This is a genomic window from Pantoea dispersa (assembly GCF_019890955.1).
GTDB lineage: Bacteria > Pseudomonadota > Gammaproteobacteria > Enterobacterales > Enterobacteriaceae > Pantoea > Pantoea dispersa.
In genome coordinates this window covers 244,082-261,774 of the sequence record NZ_CP082346.1, presented here as the reverse complement: position 1 = coordinate 261,774, position 17,693 = coordinate 244,082, and the positions used below count along the sequence as shown (strand labels likewise).

At 60.3% G+C, this 17,693-nt stretch carries 14 protein-coding genes; 5 read left to right on the top strand and 9 right to left on the bottom strand.

Features of this window, described 5'->3' with window-relative positions:
- Positions 1 to 46: 46 nt before the first annotated feature.
- Both envZ and ompR read right to left on the bottom strand, forming a co-directional pair.
- Positions 47 to 1,405: a two-component system sensor histidine kinase EnvZ gene (gene envZ, locus K7H94_RS01145; RefSeq protein ID WP_222951531.1), complete on the bottom strand. Its 1,359-nt coding sequence runs from the start codon at positions 1,403 to 1,405 to the stop codon at positions 47 to 49.
- Positions 1,402 to 2,121: an osmolarity response regulator transcription factor OmpR gene (ompR, locus tag K7H94_RS01140; protein WP_001157751.1), complete on the bottom strand. Its 720-nt coding sequence runs from the start codon at positions 2,119 to 2,121 to the stop codon at positions 1,402 to 1,404. Before ompR ends, envZ begins: the two co-directional genes overlap by 4 nt.
- 510 nt (positions 2,122 to 2,631) lie before the next feature.
- On the opposite strand from ompR, the gene yjbE reads away from it, so the two are divergent.
- Positions 2,632 to 2,874, top strand: coding sequence for an exopolysaccharide production protein YjbE (yjbE, locus tag K7H94_RS01135; protein WP_021507409.1), 243 nt, complete (start codon positions 2,632 to 2,634; stop codon positions 2,872 to 2,874).
- 102 nt (positions 2,875 to 2,976) lie between these two features.
- Here yjbE and greB read toward each other — a convergent pair whose 3' ends face one another.
- On the bottom strand, positions 2,977 to 3,483 hold the full coding sequence (greB, locus tag K7H94_RS01130; protein WP_021507408.1) for a transcription elongation factor GreB: 507 nt from the start codon (positions 3,481 to 3,483) through the stop codon (positions 2,977 to 2,979).
- Positions 3,484 to 3,536: 53 nt separating this feature from the next.
- Complete coding sequence (locus K7H94_RS01125) at positions 3,537 to 4,799, bottom strand: hypothetical protein (RefSeq protein ID WP_222951530.1); 1,263 nt, start codon at positions 4,797 to 4,799, stop codon at positions 3,537 to 3,539.
- Positions 4,800 to 5,035: 236 nt separating this feature from the next.
- Between K7H94_RS01125 and K7H94_RS01120 the strand changes: the two genes are divergently transcribed.
- Both K7H94_RS01120 and K7H94_RS01115 read left to right on the top strand, forming a co-directional pair.
- Complete coding sequence (locus K7H94_RS01120; protein ID WP_125309889.1) at positions 5,036 to 7,366, top strand: Tex family protein; 2,331 nt, start codon at positions 5,036 to 5,038, stop codon at positions 7,364 to 7,366.
- A 96-nt stretch (positions 7,367 to 7,462) separates the two neighbouring features.
- On the top strand, positions 7,463 to 9,151 hold the full coding sequence (locus tag K7H94_RS01115; RefSeq protein ID WP_222951529.1) for an alpha-amylase family glycosyl hydrolase: 1,689 nt from the start codon (positions 7,463 to 7,465) through the stop codon (positions 9,149 to 9,151).
- On the opposite strand, the gene bioH is transcribed toward K7H94_RS01115, so the two are convergent.
- The gene (gene bioH, locus K7H94_RS01110) at positions 9,132 to 9,905 is read right to left on the bottom strand and encodes a pimeloyl-ACP methyl ester esterase BioH (RefSeq protein ID WP_021507404.1); all 774 of its coding nucleotides are present in this window, start codon (positions 9,903 to 9,905) and stop codon (positions 9,132 to 9,134) included. The two genes, K7H94_RS01115 and bioH, sit on opposite strands and share 20 nt — an antisense overlap.
- Before the next feature lie 35 nt (positions 9,906 to 9,940).
- On the opposite strand from bioH, the gene gntX reads away from it, so the two are divergent.
- Positions 9,941 to 10,618 carry a DNA utilization protein GntX gene (gntX, locus tag K7H94_RS01105; RefSeq protein ID WP_059011196.1) on the top strand — a complete coding sequence of 226 codons (678 nt, stop codon included), beginning with the start codon at positions 9,941 to 9,943 and terminating at the stop codon, positions 10,616 to 10,618.
- Positions 10,619 to 10,676: 58 nt separating this feature from the next.
- Positions 10,677 to 11,252 carry a Fe-S biogenesis protein NfuA gene (gene nfuA, locus K7H94_RS01100; protein WP_021507402.1) on the top strand — a complete coding sequence of 192 codons (576 nt, stop codon included), beginning with the start codon at positions 10,677 to 10,679 and terminating at the stop codon, positions 11,250 to 11,252.
- 36 nt (positions 11,253 to 11,288) lie between these two features.
- On the opposite strand, the gene malQ is transcribed toward nfuA, so the two are convergent.
- From malQ to glpG, 4 genes are all read right to left on the bottom strand, one after another.
- Positions 11,289 to 13,346, bottom strand: coding sequence for a 4-alpha-glucanotransferase (gene malQ / locus K7H94_RS01095; RefSeq protein WP_222951528.1), 2,058 nt, complete (start codon positions 13,344 to 13,346; stop codon positions 11,289 to 11,291).
- Between the two features lie 56 nt (positions 13,347 to 13,402).
- Positions 13,403 to 15,808 carry a maltodextrin phosphorylase gene (malP, locus tag K7H94_RS01090; RefSeq protein WP_222951527.1) on the bottom strand — a complete coding sequence of 802 codons (2,406 nt, stop codon included), beginning with the start codon at positions 15,806 to 15,808 and terminating at the stop codon, positions 13,403 to 13,405.
- Between the two features lie 240 nt (positions 15,809 to 16,048).
- Positions 16,049 to 16,807, bottom strand: a complete 759-nt coding sequence (locus K7H94_RS01085; protein WP_058759319.1) for a DeoR/GlpR family transcriptional regulator — start codon at positions 16,805 to 16,807, stop codon at positions 16,049 to 16,051.
- 43 nt (positions 16,808 to 16,850) lie between these two features.
- Positions 16,851 to 17,675 carry a rhomboid family intramembrane serine protease GlpG gene (glpG, locus tag K7H94_RS01080; RefSeq protein WP_058759383.1) on the bottom strand — a complete coding sequence of 275 codons (825 nt, stop codon included), beginning with the start codon at positions 17,673 to 17,675 and terminating at the stop codon, positions 16,851 to 16,853.
- Between the last annotated feature and the right edge of the window lie 18 nt (positions 17,676 to 17,693).

The following is a 17,693-nucleotide window of genomic DNA, read 5'->3' as shown; positions in this document are numbered from 1 at the left end:
CTGATGGATGCGCAATAGATTGCGCCGCTACGGTTGGTGCGGAAATTTAACTAACGTTACTGCTTACTGCCGTCGTGGCACTGTTTTCCGGAATCGGTAACCACGCACGGATACGTAATCCGCCGCGTTCACTCTCGCCAATCTCCAGCGATCCGTCATGCGCATCGATAATACGCTGCACAATTGCCAGGCCCAGACCGGTGCCGCTGGTGCTGCGCGCACTGTCGCCACGCACAAACGGCTGGAACAGATGCTGTAACTGATCCGGCTTAATGCCCGGACCATCATCCTCCACCTGGAACCACGCACGATTCAATTCCTGACCGCTGCTGACCTTGATCCAGCCGTTCCCGTAGCGCGCCGCGTTAACCACCAGATTCGCCACCGCGCGTTTAATCGACAGCGGGTTAATATCCAGCATCAGCTCCGCGTCCATCACCGCATTCTCAATCTCGCGTTCGTAGCCGCTCTCCGCCGCCACCACTTCGCCCAGCACGCTATTCAGATCGGCGCGCTCGGTTTGCATCTCCTGCCCGGTGCGCAGGTAATCGATGAACTGCTCGATGATGGCGTTGCACTCTTCGATATCTTTGTTGATCGACTCGGCCAGGTAGCCATCTTCCTCGCCCATCATCTCGGTGGCGAGACGGATGCGCGTCAGCGGCGTGCGTAAATCATGGCTGACGCCGGCCATCAGCAGCGTACGGTCATCGGCCAGCTGCTTCACGCCCGCCGCCATCTGGTTGAAAGCACGCGTCACCGAACGCACTTCCGAAGCACCGTATTCGCGCAGCGGTGGCGGAATAATGCCTTTCCCCACCTGCAACGCAGCGTGTTCGAGATCGACTAAGGGTCGGTTTTGTATACGGATAAACAGCCAGGCGCCGCCAATCGCCAGCAGCATTATCGCCAGGGTATAGCGGAACAGCGGCGAGAAGTCGCCCTGATGGATTTCGGTCAGCGGTACGCGCACCCAGATATCCGGCGACAGCCAGGTTTTCAGCCAGACCACTGGCGAGTTTTTGTTAACCTCAACCCGCACGTCGGTCGGCCCGCCCAGCTGCTGCGCCATCTGTTCACTGAGGAATTCATAATGCTGCGCCCAGCGCAGCCCGCTCTCTTCCGCCGCCGCGTTGGTGTACAACGAGATGCCCAGCTCACGATAAATTTCGCGCCGGAAGGCCGGCGGCACTTCCAGCTGCGTACCATCCTCCAGCTGCAGCCGATCGGTCATCAGCATACGCACTTCGTAGGCGAGGACTTTGTTGAACTGCTGCAGGCTGGGAAGAATGGCGAAATTGAGCACCACCAGGTAGGTCGTTACCAGGCTGACGAACAGCAAGGTAACGATCAACAACAGGGTGCGGGCAAACGAACTGCGGGGTGAGAAGCGCAATCGCCTCATGCTTTACTGCCGTCCGGAACGAACACGTAGCCAAGGCCCCAGACGGTCTGGATGTAGCGCGGATGCGCCGGATCTTCTTCGACCATGCGGCGCAGACGAGAGATCTGCACGTCGATAGAACGCTCCATCGCACTGTACTCACGCCCGCGCGCCAGGTTCATCAGCTTATCGCGCGACAGCGGCTCACGCGGATGGCTCACCAGCGCTTTCAGCACGGCGAACTCTCCGCTGGTCAGCGGCATCGGCTCATCTTCACGGAACATTTCACGCGTGCCGAGGTTCAGTTTGAACTTACCGAAGGCGATGACCGCTTCTTCCTGCGACGGCGCGCCCGGCAGCTCATTGGCCTGACGACGCAGCACAGCACGAATTCGCGCCAGCAGCTCACGCGGGTTGAACGGTTTTGGAATGTAGTCATCGGCGCCGATTTCCAGCCCCACGATACGATCGACCTCTTCACCTTTCGCGGTGACCATAATGATCGGCATCGGGTTACTCTGGCTACGCAGACGACGGCAAATTGACAGGCCATCTTCGCCCGGCAGCATTAAATCGAGCACCATTAAATGGAATGATTCGCGGGTCAGCAGACGATCCATCTGCTCGGCGTTGGCGACGCTGCGCACCTGAAAGCCCTGTTCGGTGAGATAGCGTTCGAGCAGTGCGCGCAGACGCATATCATCATCGACGACCAGAATTTTGTAGTTCTCTTGCATGTTCAACTCCCAATGGCGCCATTGCCTGAGCCGATATTGTGTAAAAAAGATGCCTGTCTGTGACAGTCATTAATGGTTTATATTCTAGCCGAAATTGTTACAAAGCATATTAAACAGCAGCTTATCTTTAATTTTAACCGCGAACTGCGGCTCCGCTCGCGCTTTTCTGACTGATTTTGACGCCGTTTAGCGCTTGTCTGAAAATCAGCGGCGTTTTCTGCCGGCGAGTGGTCCAGCCGGGCCGTCCCGCTTCCGCCGTCAGGCGGGGCGCGCCATTTGGCTTAAGTTTCGCCTGCAGGATAAGCCAGCGGCCGCGCTCAGCAGCATAAAATAGCGCGTTTTCGCCGCTGACTGCGTATCCACGCTCGGAACAGTGCCAGTGCGCGCGCAAAATAAGGCCATTATTAAATAAAGTGATTTAAATCAGTCAGTAAACTCCCCTTTCCTCTGCGCAAATGATCTCCGACACTGCATCGGTACCTGCTTACTGAGTTCATGTGGAGAAGAAAGATGAAAAAAACCGTTGTTCTGCTGAGCGCTCTGGTACTCACCAGCCTCACACAGGTTCAGGCCGCTACGCCAGCGGGCGAAGCCGCCGGCGCGCAGGCGTCGACCACGGCCAAAGGTAATTCCGATGCTATCGGCATCGGTGCGGTGGGTGCCCTGCTCGGCGTCGCGCTGGCCACCATGGGCGGCGGCGATCACGGCGGCAGCAGCACCTCAACGACCACGGCGACCACGCCGGGCAAATAACGCTTATCTGGCGCGGCAAGGCTGCGGCGCTTCCCCCTCTTATACTGCCAGCCCTTTCGCCAGCGGAGAATAAGTTGCGCCCCGGCTTGTTTCACCAGGCCATTACTCTCCGCCTCTTTTTTCCTCACTTTCCGTCACGTACTCAATGCGGTTCACAAACCATACCTTCTGTCCTTCCGGCGTGTTTACCGTCACCTCGTCATCCACCTCTTTTTTGATCAGCGCGCGCGCCATCGGCGAGTCGATGGAGATGTACTCTTTCACCGTATCGCCATAGATCTCGTCCGGTCCGACGATGCGAAAACGCTTCACGTCGCCCTGCTCATTCTCTACTTCCACCCAGGCACCGAAGAACACTTTGCCCTCCTGCTGCGGCGCATAATCAACAATTTTCAGCTCGGCGAGGCATTTACGCAGATAGCGCACGCGCCGATCGATCTGGCGCAGCAGGCGCTTGTTATAGGTGTAATCGGCGTTTTCAGAGCGATCGCCCAGGCTGGCGGCCCAGGAGACAATGCGGGTGATTTCCGGCCGCTTCTCATTCCACAGATGGTCGTGCTCAGCACGCAGCTTGTTATAGCCTTCGCGGGTAATCAGTTGGGTTTTCATCGCTTCACTCGTGGTTACAGCCCTGTTCACTGCACAGAGGCTATCACAAAGCCTTACCTGCCCGGACAGGCACCTAGCGTCTTTTTCATCAGGCGCACATAATCGGCGACCAGGCCGGGCGTCCAGGTCATGATTTCTGCCCGTTCGCGCAGCACGCAGGCGCCCCAGAATGCCGGCAGCAGCAGCAGCGCAAACACCTGCTGCAGCCGCTGGCCGTAATAGCCTTCAAACGCCACGTCCAGCGCATCCACCACGGTGGTCGAACAGTTTTTTGCCGTCAGATTATACAGGCTGTCACCACGGTTGGCCTGCCAGTAGCTGGCGAGCGCCTGCCCGTTGTAGTGCTGAAAACTGAAGGTTAAATCCGGGCTGCGCCAGTCGGCAATCTCTGCCGCCAGCGAGGGGAGAAAACGGCCGGGGCGATCGTTAATCTGTCCGGCCAGCAGCAGACGCGGCAGCTCGTGCGGTTGCGGATCGATCTCCTGCTGCGGATAAAGGCTGATGTAGCCGCGCTCGCCAAAGCTCAGTGCCGCGTGGCCGGTACAAAAGTGCCCTTCACCGTTAATCACGCCGATGTAACGGTCAATCACATAGCGCTTCGGCTGTTGACTGGCTTCTGACTGCGCCTGCCAGACGTGGACACAGAGAGGAAATGCCGCGGCGACCGGCGGAAAGCGGGCCTGCTGCCACGGCCGGAGCCGCGCGATATGACGATGGCCGCGACAAAACCACGGCAGCAGCGTAACGGACTGACCCGCCGGCAGGCGCTGCCACTGGCGCCAGACGCGCCATACCGTCAGGCTGAACGACAGCAGCAACAGTACCAGCCAGCTGCCCAGCAACAGGCAGGTATGCAGGTTGTCATTGAAAAACAGCACCACGCTCAGCACCATCTCGCCGCAGCCCAGCATAAAATGTCGCACCCAGCGCTGACGCTGAATCAGCGCCGCGCTCAGGCAGCGAAACAGGCCGTTAAACAACAGGCAGATTTCCATCACCGTCAGCAGCAGTTTCTTCAGCTGCCTTTCGTCCCCGTGCCACAGCGCGCCGGCCAGCAGCGTGCCGACAAAAATCAGGGAAAACAGCAGATTGAGCCATCGCTGCAGCGACACCTCGCCGCTCAGCAGGTTAAACAGCAGCGACAGCGACAGTAAGAGCGCCAGCACCTGTAGCGACAGATTGATATGCCCATCGACCAGCACGTCCGCCACAATCATGCCTGCCAGCAGCACACCGCACAGCGCCAGGCCATAAATCAGCAGACGATAACGCACCAGCAGCTCGCGTCCGGCCAGCAGCAGCAGTAATTTGATCATTGCTTCACCCTCCTTCCGTGGTTTGCCGCGGATTATAGGGCAGAGACGGGGCGAGCCTGGCTGCAACCGGCACGCCATTGCGCTGGGGTTTAACACATAGGTGGCTAAGTTTCTCTGAGTTGCGCGCTGCATTCAGAAAAAGACGGATTCACCGGTCAGCGGCTGGCAATTTGCGGCCTCAGTCCGTATAACTGTCCCCTATTTCTAACCCTGTGTAAGCAAGACCGTTACTGATGATGAAAGATTCGCTGAGCCAGATTATCGCAGGTGAGCTGAAGGCACGCGCCGACCAGGTTGACGCCGCCATTCGCTTGCTGGACGAAGGGAACACCGTGCCGTTTATCGCACGTTACCGTAAGGAAGTGACCGGCGGGCTGGATGATACCCAGCTGCGTACGCTGGAGAGCCGTCTCGGCTATCTGCGTGAGCTGGAGGAACGCCGCCAGTCGATTCTGAAATCCATTGATGACCAGGGCAAACTGACGCCGGAATTAGCCACTGCTATCAACGGCACGCTGAACAAAACCGAGCTGGAAGATCTCTATCTGCCTTATAAGCAGAAGCGCCGCACGCGCGGGCAGATCGCTATCGAAGCCGGGCTGGAACCGCTGGCTGAGACGCTGTGGAACGATGCGTCTCAGGACCCCGAGCAGCTGGCAGCGCGTTATGTCGACGCGGACAAAGGCGTTGCCGATGTGCGTGCCGCGCTGGATGGCGCACGCTATATCCTGATGGAGCGCTTCGCCGAAGACGCCACGCTGCTGGCGAAAGTGCGTGATTACCTGTGGAAGAACGCCCATCTGGTTGCACGCGTGGTGGAAGGCAAAGAGGAAGAAGGCGCTAAATTCCGCGACTACTTCGATCATCACGAAGCGCTGAGCAGCGTGCCGTCGCACCGCGCGCTGGCCATGTTCCGTGGCCGTAACGAAGGCATTTTACAGCTGTCGCTCAACGCCGATCCGCAGTTTGATGAAGCGCCGCGCGAAAGCTACGGTGAAACGCTGATCGCCGACCACCTTGGCCTGCGCCTGAACAACGCACCGGCCGACAGCTGGCGCAAAGCCGTGGTCAGCTGGACCTGGCGCATCAAGGTCCTGCTGCACCTCGAAACCGAACTGATGGGCACCATCCGCGAACGGGCAGAAGACGAAGCGATCAACGTGTTTGCCCGTAATCTGCACGATCTGCTGATGGCGGCACCCGCCGGCATGCGCGCCACCATGGGCCTCGATCCTGGCCTGCGCACCGGGGTCAAAGTGGCGGTGGTCGATGCCACCGGCAAGCTGGTCGCGACCGATACCATCTATCCGCATACCGGCCAGGCGGCCAAAGCCGCGACCTCGGTGGCGGCACTGTGCGCGAAACATCAGGTTGAACTGGTGGCGATCGGCAACGGCACCGCTTCACGTGAAACCGAGCGTTTCTTCCTCGACGTACAGAAGCAGTTCCCGCAAATCAAAGCGCAAAAAGTGATTGTCAGTGAGGCCGGAGCATCCGTCTATTCCGCTTCCGAACTGGCGGCGCAGGAGTTCCCCGATCTCGACGTTTCGCTGCGCGGTGCGGTGTCTATCGCCCGTCGTCTGCAGGATCCGCTGGCAGAGCTGGTCAAAATTGACCCGAAATCGATTGGCGTCGGCCAGTATCAGCACGATGTCAGCCAGAGCCAGCTGGCGAAAAAACTCGATGCGGTGGTGGAAGATTGTGTGAACGCCGTGGGCGTCGATCTGAATACCGCTTCGGTGGCGCTGCTGACGCGCGTCGCCGGCCTGACGCGCATGATGGCGCAGAACATAGTCAGCTGGCGTGACGAAAACGGCCGTTTCCAGAACCGCCAGCAGCTGCTGAAAGTGAGCCGCCTTGGGCCGAAAGCCTTTGAACAGTGCGCCGGCTTCCTGCGCATCAACCACGGCGATAATCCGCTGGATGCCTCAACGGTGCATCCGGAAGCCTATCCGCTGGTGGAGCGCATTCTCGCCGCTACGGAACAGGCGCTGAATGAACTGATGGGCAATCCGGGCAGCCTGCGCGACCTGAATGCGCGCGACTTCACCGATGAGCGTTTCGGGCTGCCGACCGTCACCGATATCATCAAAGAGCTGGAGAAACCGGGCCGCGATCCGCGTCCGGAGTTCAAAACCGCGCAGTTTGCCGAAGGCGTGGAGACGCTCAACGACCTGCTGCCGGGCATGGTGCTGGAAGGTGCGGTGACCAACGTGACCAACTTCGGCGCGTTTGTCGATATCGGCGTGCATCAGGACGGCCTGGTGCACATCTCTTCGCTGTCGGACAAATTCGTAGACGATCCGCATCAGGTGGTGAAAGCCGGCGATATCGTCAAAGTGAAGGTGATGGAAGTCGATCTGCAGCGTAAGCGTATCGCGCTGACCATGCGTCTGGATGAGCAGCCGGGTGAGAGCAACGCGCGCAGCGGCGGCAACCGTGGCGCAGGCAAAGAGGCCGCGCGGCCAGCCGCCGGTGCCAAAGGCCGCGGCAAACCTGCCAGCGCCAGCGTCGGTAACAGTGCGATGGGCGATGCGCTGGCGGCCGCGTTTGGGAAGAAACGCTAAGCAGCGCACGAGTACAGGAGGTTGATAAATTGTCCTGGCGGACTACGCTGAAAAAACCGTGTGAAAAAATGGCCTTCCGCGTAATCCGGCGATCCGATGGACATTATCAACTTCCTGCTCGATGAGATTTATGAAGGTAGCTTCCCCGTCGCGGCGCGCGAGCGCCTGCTTTCGCACATCCGCGCGGCGCGCGACACGGTAAAGCTGCCGCGTAAAGCGCACTGGGATGAAAAAGACGTGGTGCTGATCAGTTACGCCGACCAGTTCCGCGAACCCGAGCAGCCCACGCTCGCCAGCTTTACGCGCTTTTATCAGCAGCATCTGCAGTCCACCTTCAGCCTGGTGCATCTGCTGCCATTTTTCCCCTACTCGTCCGACGATGGCTTCTCGGTTATCGATTACCACAAAGTGAACCCGATTTGCGGTGACTGGCAGCACATCACGGCGCTGCACAGCGAAACCCGGCTGATGTTCGATTTCGTCTGTAACCACATGTCGGCGCACAGCGCGTGGTTTCGCCACTTTCTGGCGCAGGATGCCGGCTGGGACGACTTCTTTATCAGCATGCCGCCTGCCACCGATCTCAGCGCCGTGACGCGCCCGCGCACCTCACCGCTGCTGACGCCGTTTACCCTCGCTAACGGCGACACGCGCTTTATCTGGACCACCTTCAGCGCCGACCAAATCGATCTCAACTTCGCCAATCCGCAGGTGCTGATCCGCATGGTGGACGTGCTGCTGGATTATCTCAACAAAGGCGCGGATTACGTGCGGCTGGACGCGGTGGGCTACATGTGGAAAACGCCGGGCACACGCTGTATCCATCTGACCAAAACCCATCAGCTGGTGAAGCTGTTTCGCGCCATCGCCAACGAAGTCGCGCCAGGTACGGTGATCGTGACCGAAACCAACGTGCCGCATCAGGATAACATCAGCTATTTCGGCAACGGCCACGACGAAGCGCAGATGGTTTACCAGTTTTCGCTGCCACCGCTGGTGCTGCACGCCATTCACTCCGGCTCGGCGCGCGCGCTGCGCCAGTGGGCCAGCACACTTGAGCCCGGGAATGGCGGCACCACCTTCTTTAATTTTCTCGCCTCGCACGACGGCATTGGCCTCAATCCGGCACGCGGCATTTTGTCGGAAGTGGAGATTGTGGCGCTGGTGCGTGAACTGGCGCTGGAGGGCGCGCTGGTGTCCTATAAAAACAACCCGGACGGCAGCACCAGCCCGTATGAAATCAACGTAACGTATCTGGATGCGCTCAATCACCAGACCGACGATGACGAGACGCGCCTGCGTCGCTTCCTGCTGGCACACGCGATTCTGCTGGCCTTTCCCGGCGTGCCCGCCATCTATATTCAAAGTATTCTCGGCTCGCGCAATGACAACGAGGGCGTGCGCGCTGCCGGGCACAACCGCGCCATCAACCGTGAGAAGTACAGCCTGCGCGATATCGAACAGCAAATCAGCGGCGGCAACCCGCTGCGTCAGCAGGTGTTTGAGCGGCTCAGCGCGCTGATTCAGCTGCGCACCCGGCAGCCGGCGTTCCATCCGGACAATCGGATGACGCTACTGGAGAGCGACAACGCGGTGCTGCTGCTGCGCCGTCACGCGGCGGACAGCGACGAAGGGTTACTGTGCGTGTTCAATCTCAGCAGCCGCGAAATCAGCACCACGCTGCCGCAGGCGCGCCCTTTTCAGGATGTGATCAGCGGGCAGCGCGTGGATGGCAGCCAGCCGCTGGTGCTGGCCGCCTGGCAGTTTATGTGGCTGCGTGGATGAACTGCTGCACCTGCTGGCAGAACGCCTCCGGGTGCGAAATAAACGGCGCGTGCGCGGCCTTCGCGATGACAACCGACTGCGAATGCGGCCAGCGCGCATCCAGCTGCGGCGCAATGCGGCGCGGCACCAGGCCATCCAGCGCGCCATAGATACGCAGGAACGGCAGCGTCAGCCCATCCAGTGCGCTGCGCAAATCATCGTGGCGCAGAATGTTCAATCCCCCTTCCAGTACCGCTACCGACGGCATCGGCTGCGACAGCACTACCTCTTTCAGCTGGCGCGCATCCTGACGCGCATTTTCCGTCCCCATGGTTTGCAGCGCGAGAAAACGCTCCACGGTGCGCTGGAAATCGCTGCTCAATTGCTGCTGGAACGTCGCCAGCGTCTCAGGCTGAATGCCGGGCCATTCATCCCGGGCGGTAAAGCATGGCGACGACGCCACGCTAATCAATGCCGCCACGCGATCGGGCTGGCTCAGCGCCAGCTGGCTGGCCACTAAACCGCCCAGCGACCAGCCGAGCAGCACGGCGCGCGCTGGCAACTGCGGTAATAGCTGCTGCGCCATCTGCGCCAGGCTCAGCGGCCCAAATCCCTGGCTGCGACCAAATCCCGGCAGGTCCACCAGGTGCAGACGAAAATGCGGGCTGAGTCGCGGAACAATGTGTTGCCACACTTCGGCGTTCAGTCCCCAGCCGTGCAGCAGCACAAGATCGCGATCGCCTGTGCCTGTGGTGTGCCAGTAAAGCGAACTCATCGGTTACACTCCCGAAAAGTGAAAAGGAGGTCGCTATGCTAGCAATCCCGGCCCTGTGTTGGCTATGCCGTCTGCCGCTGCGTATCGCCCGGCACGGCCTGTGCAGCGTATGTCTGCGTCAGCTACCGGCGCTGCCGGCGCTCTGTCCCTGCTGCGGACTGCCGGCCAGTGGCGATCAGCCGTGCGGACGCTGTCTGCGCCGGCCGCCGCCGTGGCACGCTCTCACTTGCGTGAGTGATTATGTGCCGCCGCTGAGCGAATGGGTGCAGCAGCTCAAATTCTCGCGCGCAACCGCACTCAGGGTGATGCTGGCGCGGCTGCTTTTGTTAAAATTATTAACAAAGCGCCGCCAGCAGCCGTTGCCGCGTATCGATCTGGTGCTGAGCGTGCCGCTGCATCGCCGCCGCGCCTGGCAGCGCGGTTATAACCAGGCCGCGCTGCTGGCTAAACCGCTGGCGCGCTGGCTCGGCTGTGAATACCGCGAAGGGCTGCGCCGGGTGCGTCACGGTGCGGTGCAGCATGCGCTCAGCGCCCGCGCCCGGAAAAGCAATCTGCGTGGCGCGTTTCGCCTTGAAATGGCGGTGCGCGGACGCCACATCCTGCTTATCGATGATGTGGTGACCACCGGCAGCACGGTGGGGGAAATCAGCCGCTTATTACTGGCGCAGGGTGCGGCCAGCGTACACATAGGATGCCTGTGCCGTACCTTGTAGAGCGTCGGCGTTGGGCGTATTATAACCAGGTATTTTAGTCAACTATTGAGCAATCGCCATGATCCGTATTACTGATACTGCGCAAGAGCACTTCGCAAAACTGCTGTCAAAACAGGAAGATGGCACCCAGATTCGCGTATTCGTTATTAACCCGGGTACGCCAACCGCCGAGTGCGGCGTCTCCTACTGCCCGCCGGACGCGGTCGAAGCCACCGATACCGAACTGAAGTTCGACAAGCTGTCTGCGTATGTCGATGAGCTGAGCGCGCCGTACCTCGAAGATGCGGAGATCGACTTCGTGACCGATAACCTCGGTTCACAGCTGACGCTGAAAGCGCCGAACGCCAAGATGCGTAAAGTGTCGGACGATGCACCGATGGTTGAGCGCGTGGAGTATCTGCTGCAGGCGCAGATCAACCCGCAGCTGGCCAGCCACGGCGGGCGCGTCTCGCTGATGGAGATCACCGACGAGGGCTATGCCATTCTGCAATTCGGCGGCGGCTGTAACGGTTGCTCGATGATTGACGTGACGCTGAAAGACGGCATCGAGAAAGAGCTGCTGGCCGCCTTCCCGGAACTGAAAGGCGTGCGCGATCTCACCGAGCATCAGCGCGGCGAGCACTCCTACTACTGATAGAAGCTGCGGCAGCCACCCCGGCTGCCGCGTGTTTTACTGCTTCTTACGCCCTTCATTGACGATCGCCAGCAGCCGCTGCACTTTCCGGTAACGAAACAACTTCTCCAATGGTACGCGCAGTTTGCGCCGCCAGTTGGGGTATTCGGCTACCGTGCCCGGCACGTTGACCGGCGCCTCCATTCCCAGCCAGTCCTCCGGCTGCAGCCCCAGCAGGGCGCTGTCGGTAAACGCCAGAAAGCGGTGCACGCCCTGATTCAGCGCGGGCGTCAGCCGCTGACCCGCACTGTTTTTGCTGCGTGCGTCAATCGCCTGCGCCTCGCTCATCGCCTTCAGCAGCGCTTTTCTCTGCCCATCGCGTTCGGCGATGGCCGCGTTCAGCATGCTGCGTCTGGCGAACAATCCCAGCTGATTGCGCAATTGCAGATCGGCGGCATGCCAGAATCCGCTCAGCGTCGGTAAATCATGGGTACTGGCGCTGGCAATCGACTGGCGCGGATAGGCTGCCGGTGGCCGGAACTGCCCCTCCTCCCCGCACTCGAACATCAGCACCTTCCACGAAAAAATGCCGCGATCGCGCAGCAGGCTGACGATCTCCTGCGGTACGGTGCCGAGATCTTCACCGATCACCATACAGCGCTGACGCTGACTCTCCAGCGCAAGGATCGCCAGCAGGTCGTGCACCGGATAGGCGACATACGCGCCTTTATCGGCACCTTCGCCATAGGGAATCCACCACAAACGCAGTAGCGCCATAACGTGATCGATACGCAGCGCCCCGCAATCGCGCATATTGGCGCGCAGCAGATCGATAAACGGCTGATAGCCCCGCGCGCGCAGTACATGTGGATCGAGCGGCGGCAGCGCCCAGTTCTGCCCGAGCGGGCCAAGCGGATCCGGCGGTGCCCCCACCGATGCGCCCAGCTTATACAGCTGCGGATCCTGCCAGGTTTCCGCGCTGTGCTGTGCCACGCCAACCGCCAAATCGCGATATAACCCGACCGCCATCCCCAGTTGCTTGCTACGCTGCCAGCAGGCGGCGAACTGCTGCTGCGCCAGCCACTGCAGCCAGCTCCAGAACAGAATGTCGTCCTCATGCTGCGCGCACCACTGCTGCACCTCCGGCTGCTGCGCCTGCTGCCAGCCTGACGGCCACTTTTCCCAGCCCCACTCATCGGGATGCTGCTGGCTGCGCGCCGCCACGATGGCGTCAAACGCCGCCTGATAGCGCAGCGCATCGCCGCCTTCAGCCAGAAACTGCTGAAACGCTGGCTGCCGGGTCAGCTGCGGCTGTGCGTGCTGCCAGGCAAAACGCAGCGCAGTCAGCTTGAGCGCCGTCACCGCGCGGTAATCGACAAACGCCGCGCTGCGCGCCTGTTTTAGCGCTTTGCGCGTTGGCGCGCTGTGCCACCAGCGCTGGGCGGCGTCACTGTGGGTGAATTCGTCGATTTGATTGATGTCGATGTACAGCACGTTGAGCCAGCGGCGCGAGCTCGGGCTGTATGGGCTGACATGATCCGGCTGCGCCGGATAGAGCGCATGCAGCGGGTTGAGACCGATGAAATCGCCGCCGTGAGCGGCGACCTGCTCCAGCATCTGCATCAGATCGCCAAAGTCGCCGATGCCCCAGTTACGCCCCGAGCGCAGCGTGTAGAGCTGCACCAGCGCGCCCCAGCGCTTCTCCCCCTGCGCCAGCGCTGGCGGCAGATAACAGCGCGCCGGTGCGATGATAATGCGCGTCTGCCACTGCTGGCGTGAAGTGCTCAGCGTGAGCTGATGGTAGCCCTCGGGCAGTTCTGCCGGCAGCGCCAGGCTTTCTCCCGCGCTCAGCGTGCCGTCATAGTGCTGCCCCTGCTCGCTCACCAGCTGCCAGCGGTAGTCGTCGCTGCCCTGCGGCGTCAGTTCAGGCTGCCCGGGCGGCGTGAACACCAGCACCGGCGGCAGCGGTGGCGCGTTGCCCGTCGGGGCGTCCATCAGCGCCAGCAGCGCGCGTTTGGTGTCGTCGCTGATGGTCTGTGACTCACCTTTATTGTTGATAAAACTCAGTGCGATACCGGCATCCCGTGCAGCCTGATCCAGTTTCTTCATGGCCATGTTGTCTCCTTCGTTGCCGTGCGCACATTACGCATGCAGCGTCATTTTCCGGCGGCTCAGCGCGCCGCCTGCCAGATACGCTGTTGATAATCGCGAATCGAACGATCGGCACTGAAGCGGCCGGTATGCGCCGTGTTGAGAATCGCCGCTTTGGTCCACGCTTCCGGATCGCGCCACAGCGCTTCGACGCGCTGCTGTGCCGCGATGTAAGCGGCGAAATCGGCCAGTACCAGCCACGGATCGCCCTGTTTGCTCAGGCTCTCCAGCAGCGGCGCAAATGCCTGCCGGTCGCCGTCGCTGAATTTGCCCTTTTCCAGCTCCTTCAGCAAACCGTCGAGATAGCGATCGTGCTTACGCAGTTTCTTCGGACTGTAACCGTCGGCCTTCAGTGCTTTTACCTCATCCACCGTGTTGCCAAAGATAAAGATATTTTTCTCACCGACCGCCTCGGCAATCTCCACGTTAGCCCCGTCCAGCGTGCCAATGGTCAGCGCGCCGTTGAGCGCCAGCTTCATGTTGCCGGTACCGGAGGCTTCGTAACCGGCCGTGGAGATCTGCTCCGAGAGATCGGCTGCCGGAATCATCAATTCGGCGGCAGTAATCCGGTAATCCGGCACAAACACCACCTTCAGGCGATCGCCCACCAGCGGGTCGTTGTTGATCACCTCCGCGACTTTATTGATGGCACAGATAATGTTTTTTGCCAGCAAATAGCCGGGCGCCGCCTTGGCGCCAAACAGAAAGACGCGCGGCACGAAGTCGGGATTGTCCGGGTTATCGCGCAGCTGGCGATAGCAGTGCAGGATGTGCAGCAGACTGAGATGCTGGCGTTTGTATTCGTGCAGGCGCTTGATCTGCACATCAAATAGCGCGTCCGGATTGATATCGATGCCGGTCACGCGTTTGATGTACACCGTCAGCCGCAGTTTGTTTTGCTGCTTGATGGTGCGGAACTGCTGGCGAAAGCTTTTCTTCTTCGCCAGCGGCGCCAGCCATTCCAGCGCGTCGAGATCGTTGGCCCACTCCACCTGCAGGCTGTCGTCAATCAGTGCGGACAGCAGGGGGTTGCACTGCTTCAGCCAGCGGCGCGGCGTAATGCCGTTGGTGACGTTATGAAACTTGTGTGGCCACAGCTGGTGATATTCCGGGAACAGATCGTTAACCACCAGCTGCGAGTGCAGCGCTGCCACACCGTTGACGGCGAAACAGCTCACCACGCACAGATTGGCCATGCGCACTTCACCGTCGCTCACCACCGCCAGCTTGTGCCAGAGGGCACTGTCGTTCGGCCAGCGCTGTTTGACCTGCTGCTTCAGCTGGCGATTGATCTGTTTGATGATTTGCAGATGGCGCGGCAGCAGTTCGCGCAGCAGGCTCGCCGGCCAGCGCTCCAGCGCCTCCGGCATCAGCGTATGGTTGGTATAGGCAAAGGTGCGGCTGGTAATGTGCCAGGCGTCGTCCCAGCTCAGGCCATGCTCATCCAGCAGCAGACGCAGCAGCTCCGGAATAGCGATGGTGGGATGGGTATCGTTGAGCTGAATCACTTCGAAATCCGGCAGCGTATGCAGCGCACGGCCCGCCAGCCGGTGACGACGCAGTATGTCGCTCACCGCGCAGGCGCACTGGAAATACTGCTGCATCAGCCGCAGACGTTTACCTGCCGCATGGTTGTCATTGGGATAGAGCACTTTGGTCAGCTTGTCGGCTTCAATGCCCGGCTGCTCCGCCTGCAGGAACTTCCCGGCGTTAAACAGCGTCAGGTCAAACGGCTGCGCGCTGGTGGCTTGCCACAGGCGCAGCGGCAGAGTGATGCCGTTGCGATAGCCGATTACCGGCAGATCCCAGGCCTGGCCGATTAGCTGCTGTGCCGGACGCCACTCGACGCTGCCGTCGTCGCGCTTTTTGACCTTACCGCCCAGCCCCACCGGCACATCCAGCGCCGCGTTGTGGCGGAACCACGGATAGCGATCGCGCTGCCAGTCATCCGGCGCTTCGTGCTGCTGTCCGGCCACGAACGACTGACGAAACAGGCCGTACTGATAGTTGAGGCCGTGCCCCATCGCCGGCTGGCCGACCGTCGCCATCGCATCCATGTAGCAGGCCGCGAGCCGTCCCAGACCGCCGTTGCCCAGCGCCGGATCGACCTCCTCCTCCAGCAGTTCATTCAGCTCAACCTGGTGCTCTGCCAGCGCGGCGGCCACCTCGTTATACCAGCCGAGATTGAGCAGGTTATTGCCGGTCAGCCGGCCGGGCAGAAACTCCATCGAGAGATAATTAACGTGGCGCTGAGCGCTTTTCGGCGGCACGGGCGGCTGTGCGGCGAGCAGTTCCATCAGCGCCCGGCTGAGCGCCTGCCACCACTGATGCGGCGTCATCTGCCGGGCGGAAGTCAGTCCGAGCTGCTGCCACTGGCGGGTCAGCGCGGCGTCAAAGCGGGTTTTATTGAATTTTAGCGGCGACATAGTGCATCCCTTTGCATCCGAAACGGTAAACACGGGCAAGCGCAAATCTGAAAGAGTAAGTTAAGCCGGGGACGCTGAAAAAAGCGACAGGGAAATGAAGATGCAGTGAAAAAAGGCGTGCCGCTGCGGCCTGGTCGCCATCAATGGCGACCCTACAATACGGCACAATGCGCTAAGGGTGCGGTTCGGTAACGATGGCCAGGTGCCTCACAGGGTGCGCATTGATGCGCACCTGGGAAATCAGCACAGCTCCAGATGGACTTCGTGCTGTTCAATCACCTTCAGTACGCTTAACGGCGGGGTTTGATCGGTATACAGGTAATCAATCAGGCTCATGTTGCCAAGGTTAACCATGGCGTTACGGCCAAACTTCGAATGATCTACCACCAGCATCACGCAGCGCGAGTTCTCGATAATGGCGCGTTTGGTGCGCACTTCGTGATAGTCGAACTCCAGCAGCGAACCGTCCATATCAATACCGCTGATGCCGAGAATGCCGTAATCGAGCCGGAACTGAGAGATAAAATCGAGCGTGGCTTCCCCCATGATACCACCGTCGCGCGTGCGCACTTCGCCGCCGGCGATGATCACGCGGAAATCCGGCTTGCCCATCAGCAAAATCGCCACGTTGAGGTTGTTGGTGACAATACGCAGATTGTTGTGGTTGAGCAGCGCATGCGCCACCGCTTCCGGCGTGGTGCCGATATCAATAAACAGCGTGGCACCGTCCGGGATCTGGCTCGCCACACGCTCGGCGATGCGTGCCTTTTCCGCCGACCACATCATTTTGCGATCCTGCCACGCGGTGTTTTCCGAGCTGGAAGGCAGCGCTGCGCCGCCGTGATGACGCTGAATTTTGTTTTGATCGGCCAGATCGTTCAGATCGCGCCGGATAGTCTGCGGGCTGACCTCAAAGTGATCCACCAGCTCTTCCGTACTGACATACCCCTGACGCCGGACCAGATCGATAATGGCGTCATGACGTTGCGTCTGCTTCACATCTCTCTCCTCGGCTCAAGGCCGTGTTCTTTTTATCCTGCTGCTAGCGACGTGCGCGTTTGCGCGTATCAACGAACGCCATTGCCAGCCCCACCAGCAAACCGGTGACGTGCGCAGCGTTCGCGATCGACAGGCCAAAGGCGCCGTACCAGCCAATCACCAGCCATACAATAGCGAAGCCAATCAGGCCGCGCTCGAGATAAATGCCACTTTCGGGATCGCGCTCGCCGCGCAGCCAGCAGTAGCCCATCAGCGCATAGACCACGCCGGACAGCCCGCCAAACAGCACGCCGCTGAATTTCGCCTGCATCCAGCCGCTCAGCAGCGCTGAAATCAGCATGATAACGAACAGCTTGCCGCTGCCGAGGCGCTTCTCTACCGCACCGCCGAGATACCACCACCACATCAGGTTGAACAGAATGTGCAGCAGCGAGAAGTGCAACAGCGCGTGGCTGAACCAGCGCCACACCTGAAAATACTGGGAGGAATCCGCCGGCCAGGCCAGCCAGCCGAGTACCACATCGTCGCCGACAATCTGCATCAGGATAAACACCGCCACGCAGGCGATCATGATGGTCAGCGTGAGCGGGCCCGCGCGTTCGCGAATGTTTGCCCAGATATTGCCACGCTCATAACGCAGACCGCTGTCGGTGGTACCGCTGTGCCAGCTCGCCGCCTGATAGCGTGGATGGTTGGGATCGCGCACGAACTGCGCGAGTTCGTTTTCGACCATCTCCAGCTTGCTGTCGTCATCCAGCACAATGACACAGTGACTTTCGCGCTCAATGCGTAGCGTGACGCCACGCGTCGCCATGTAATCCACAAACGCCTGCGCCATGCGCGGCTGGTTAAACTGGGTGATGCGCATCATGCGGTGCTCTCCTTC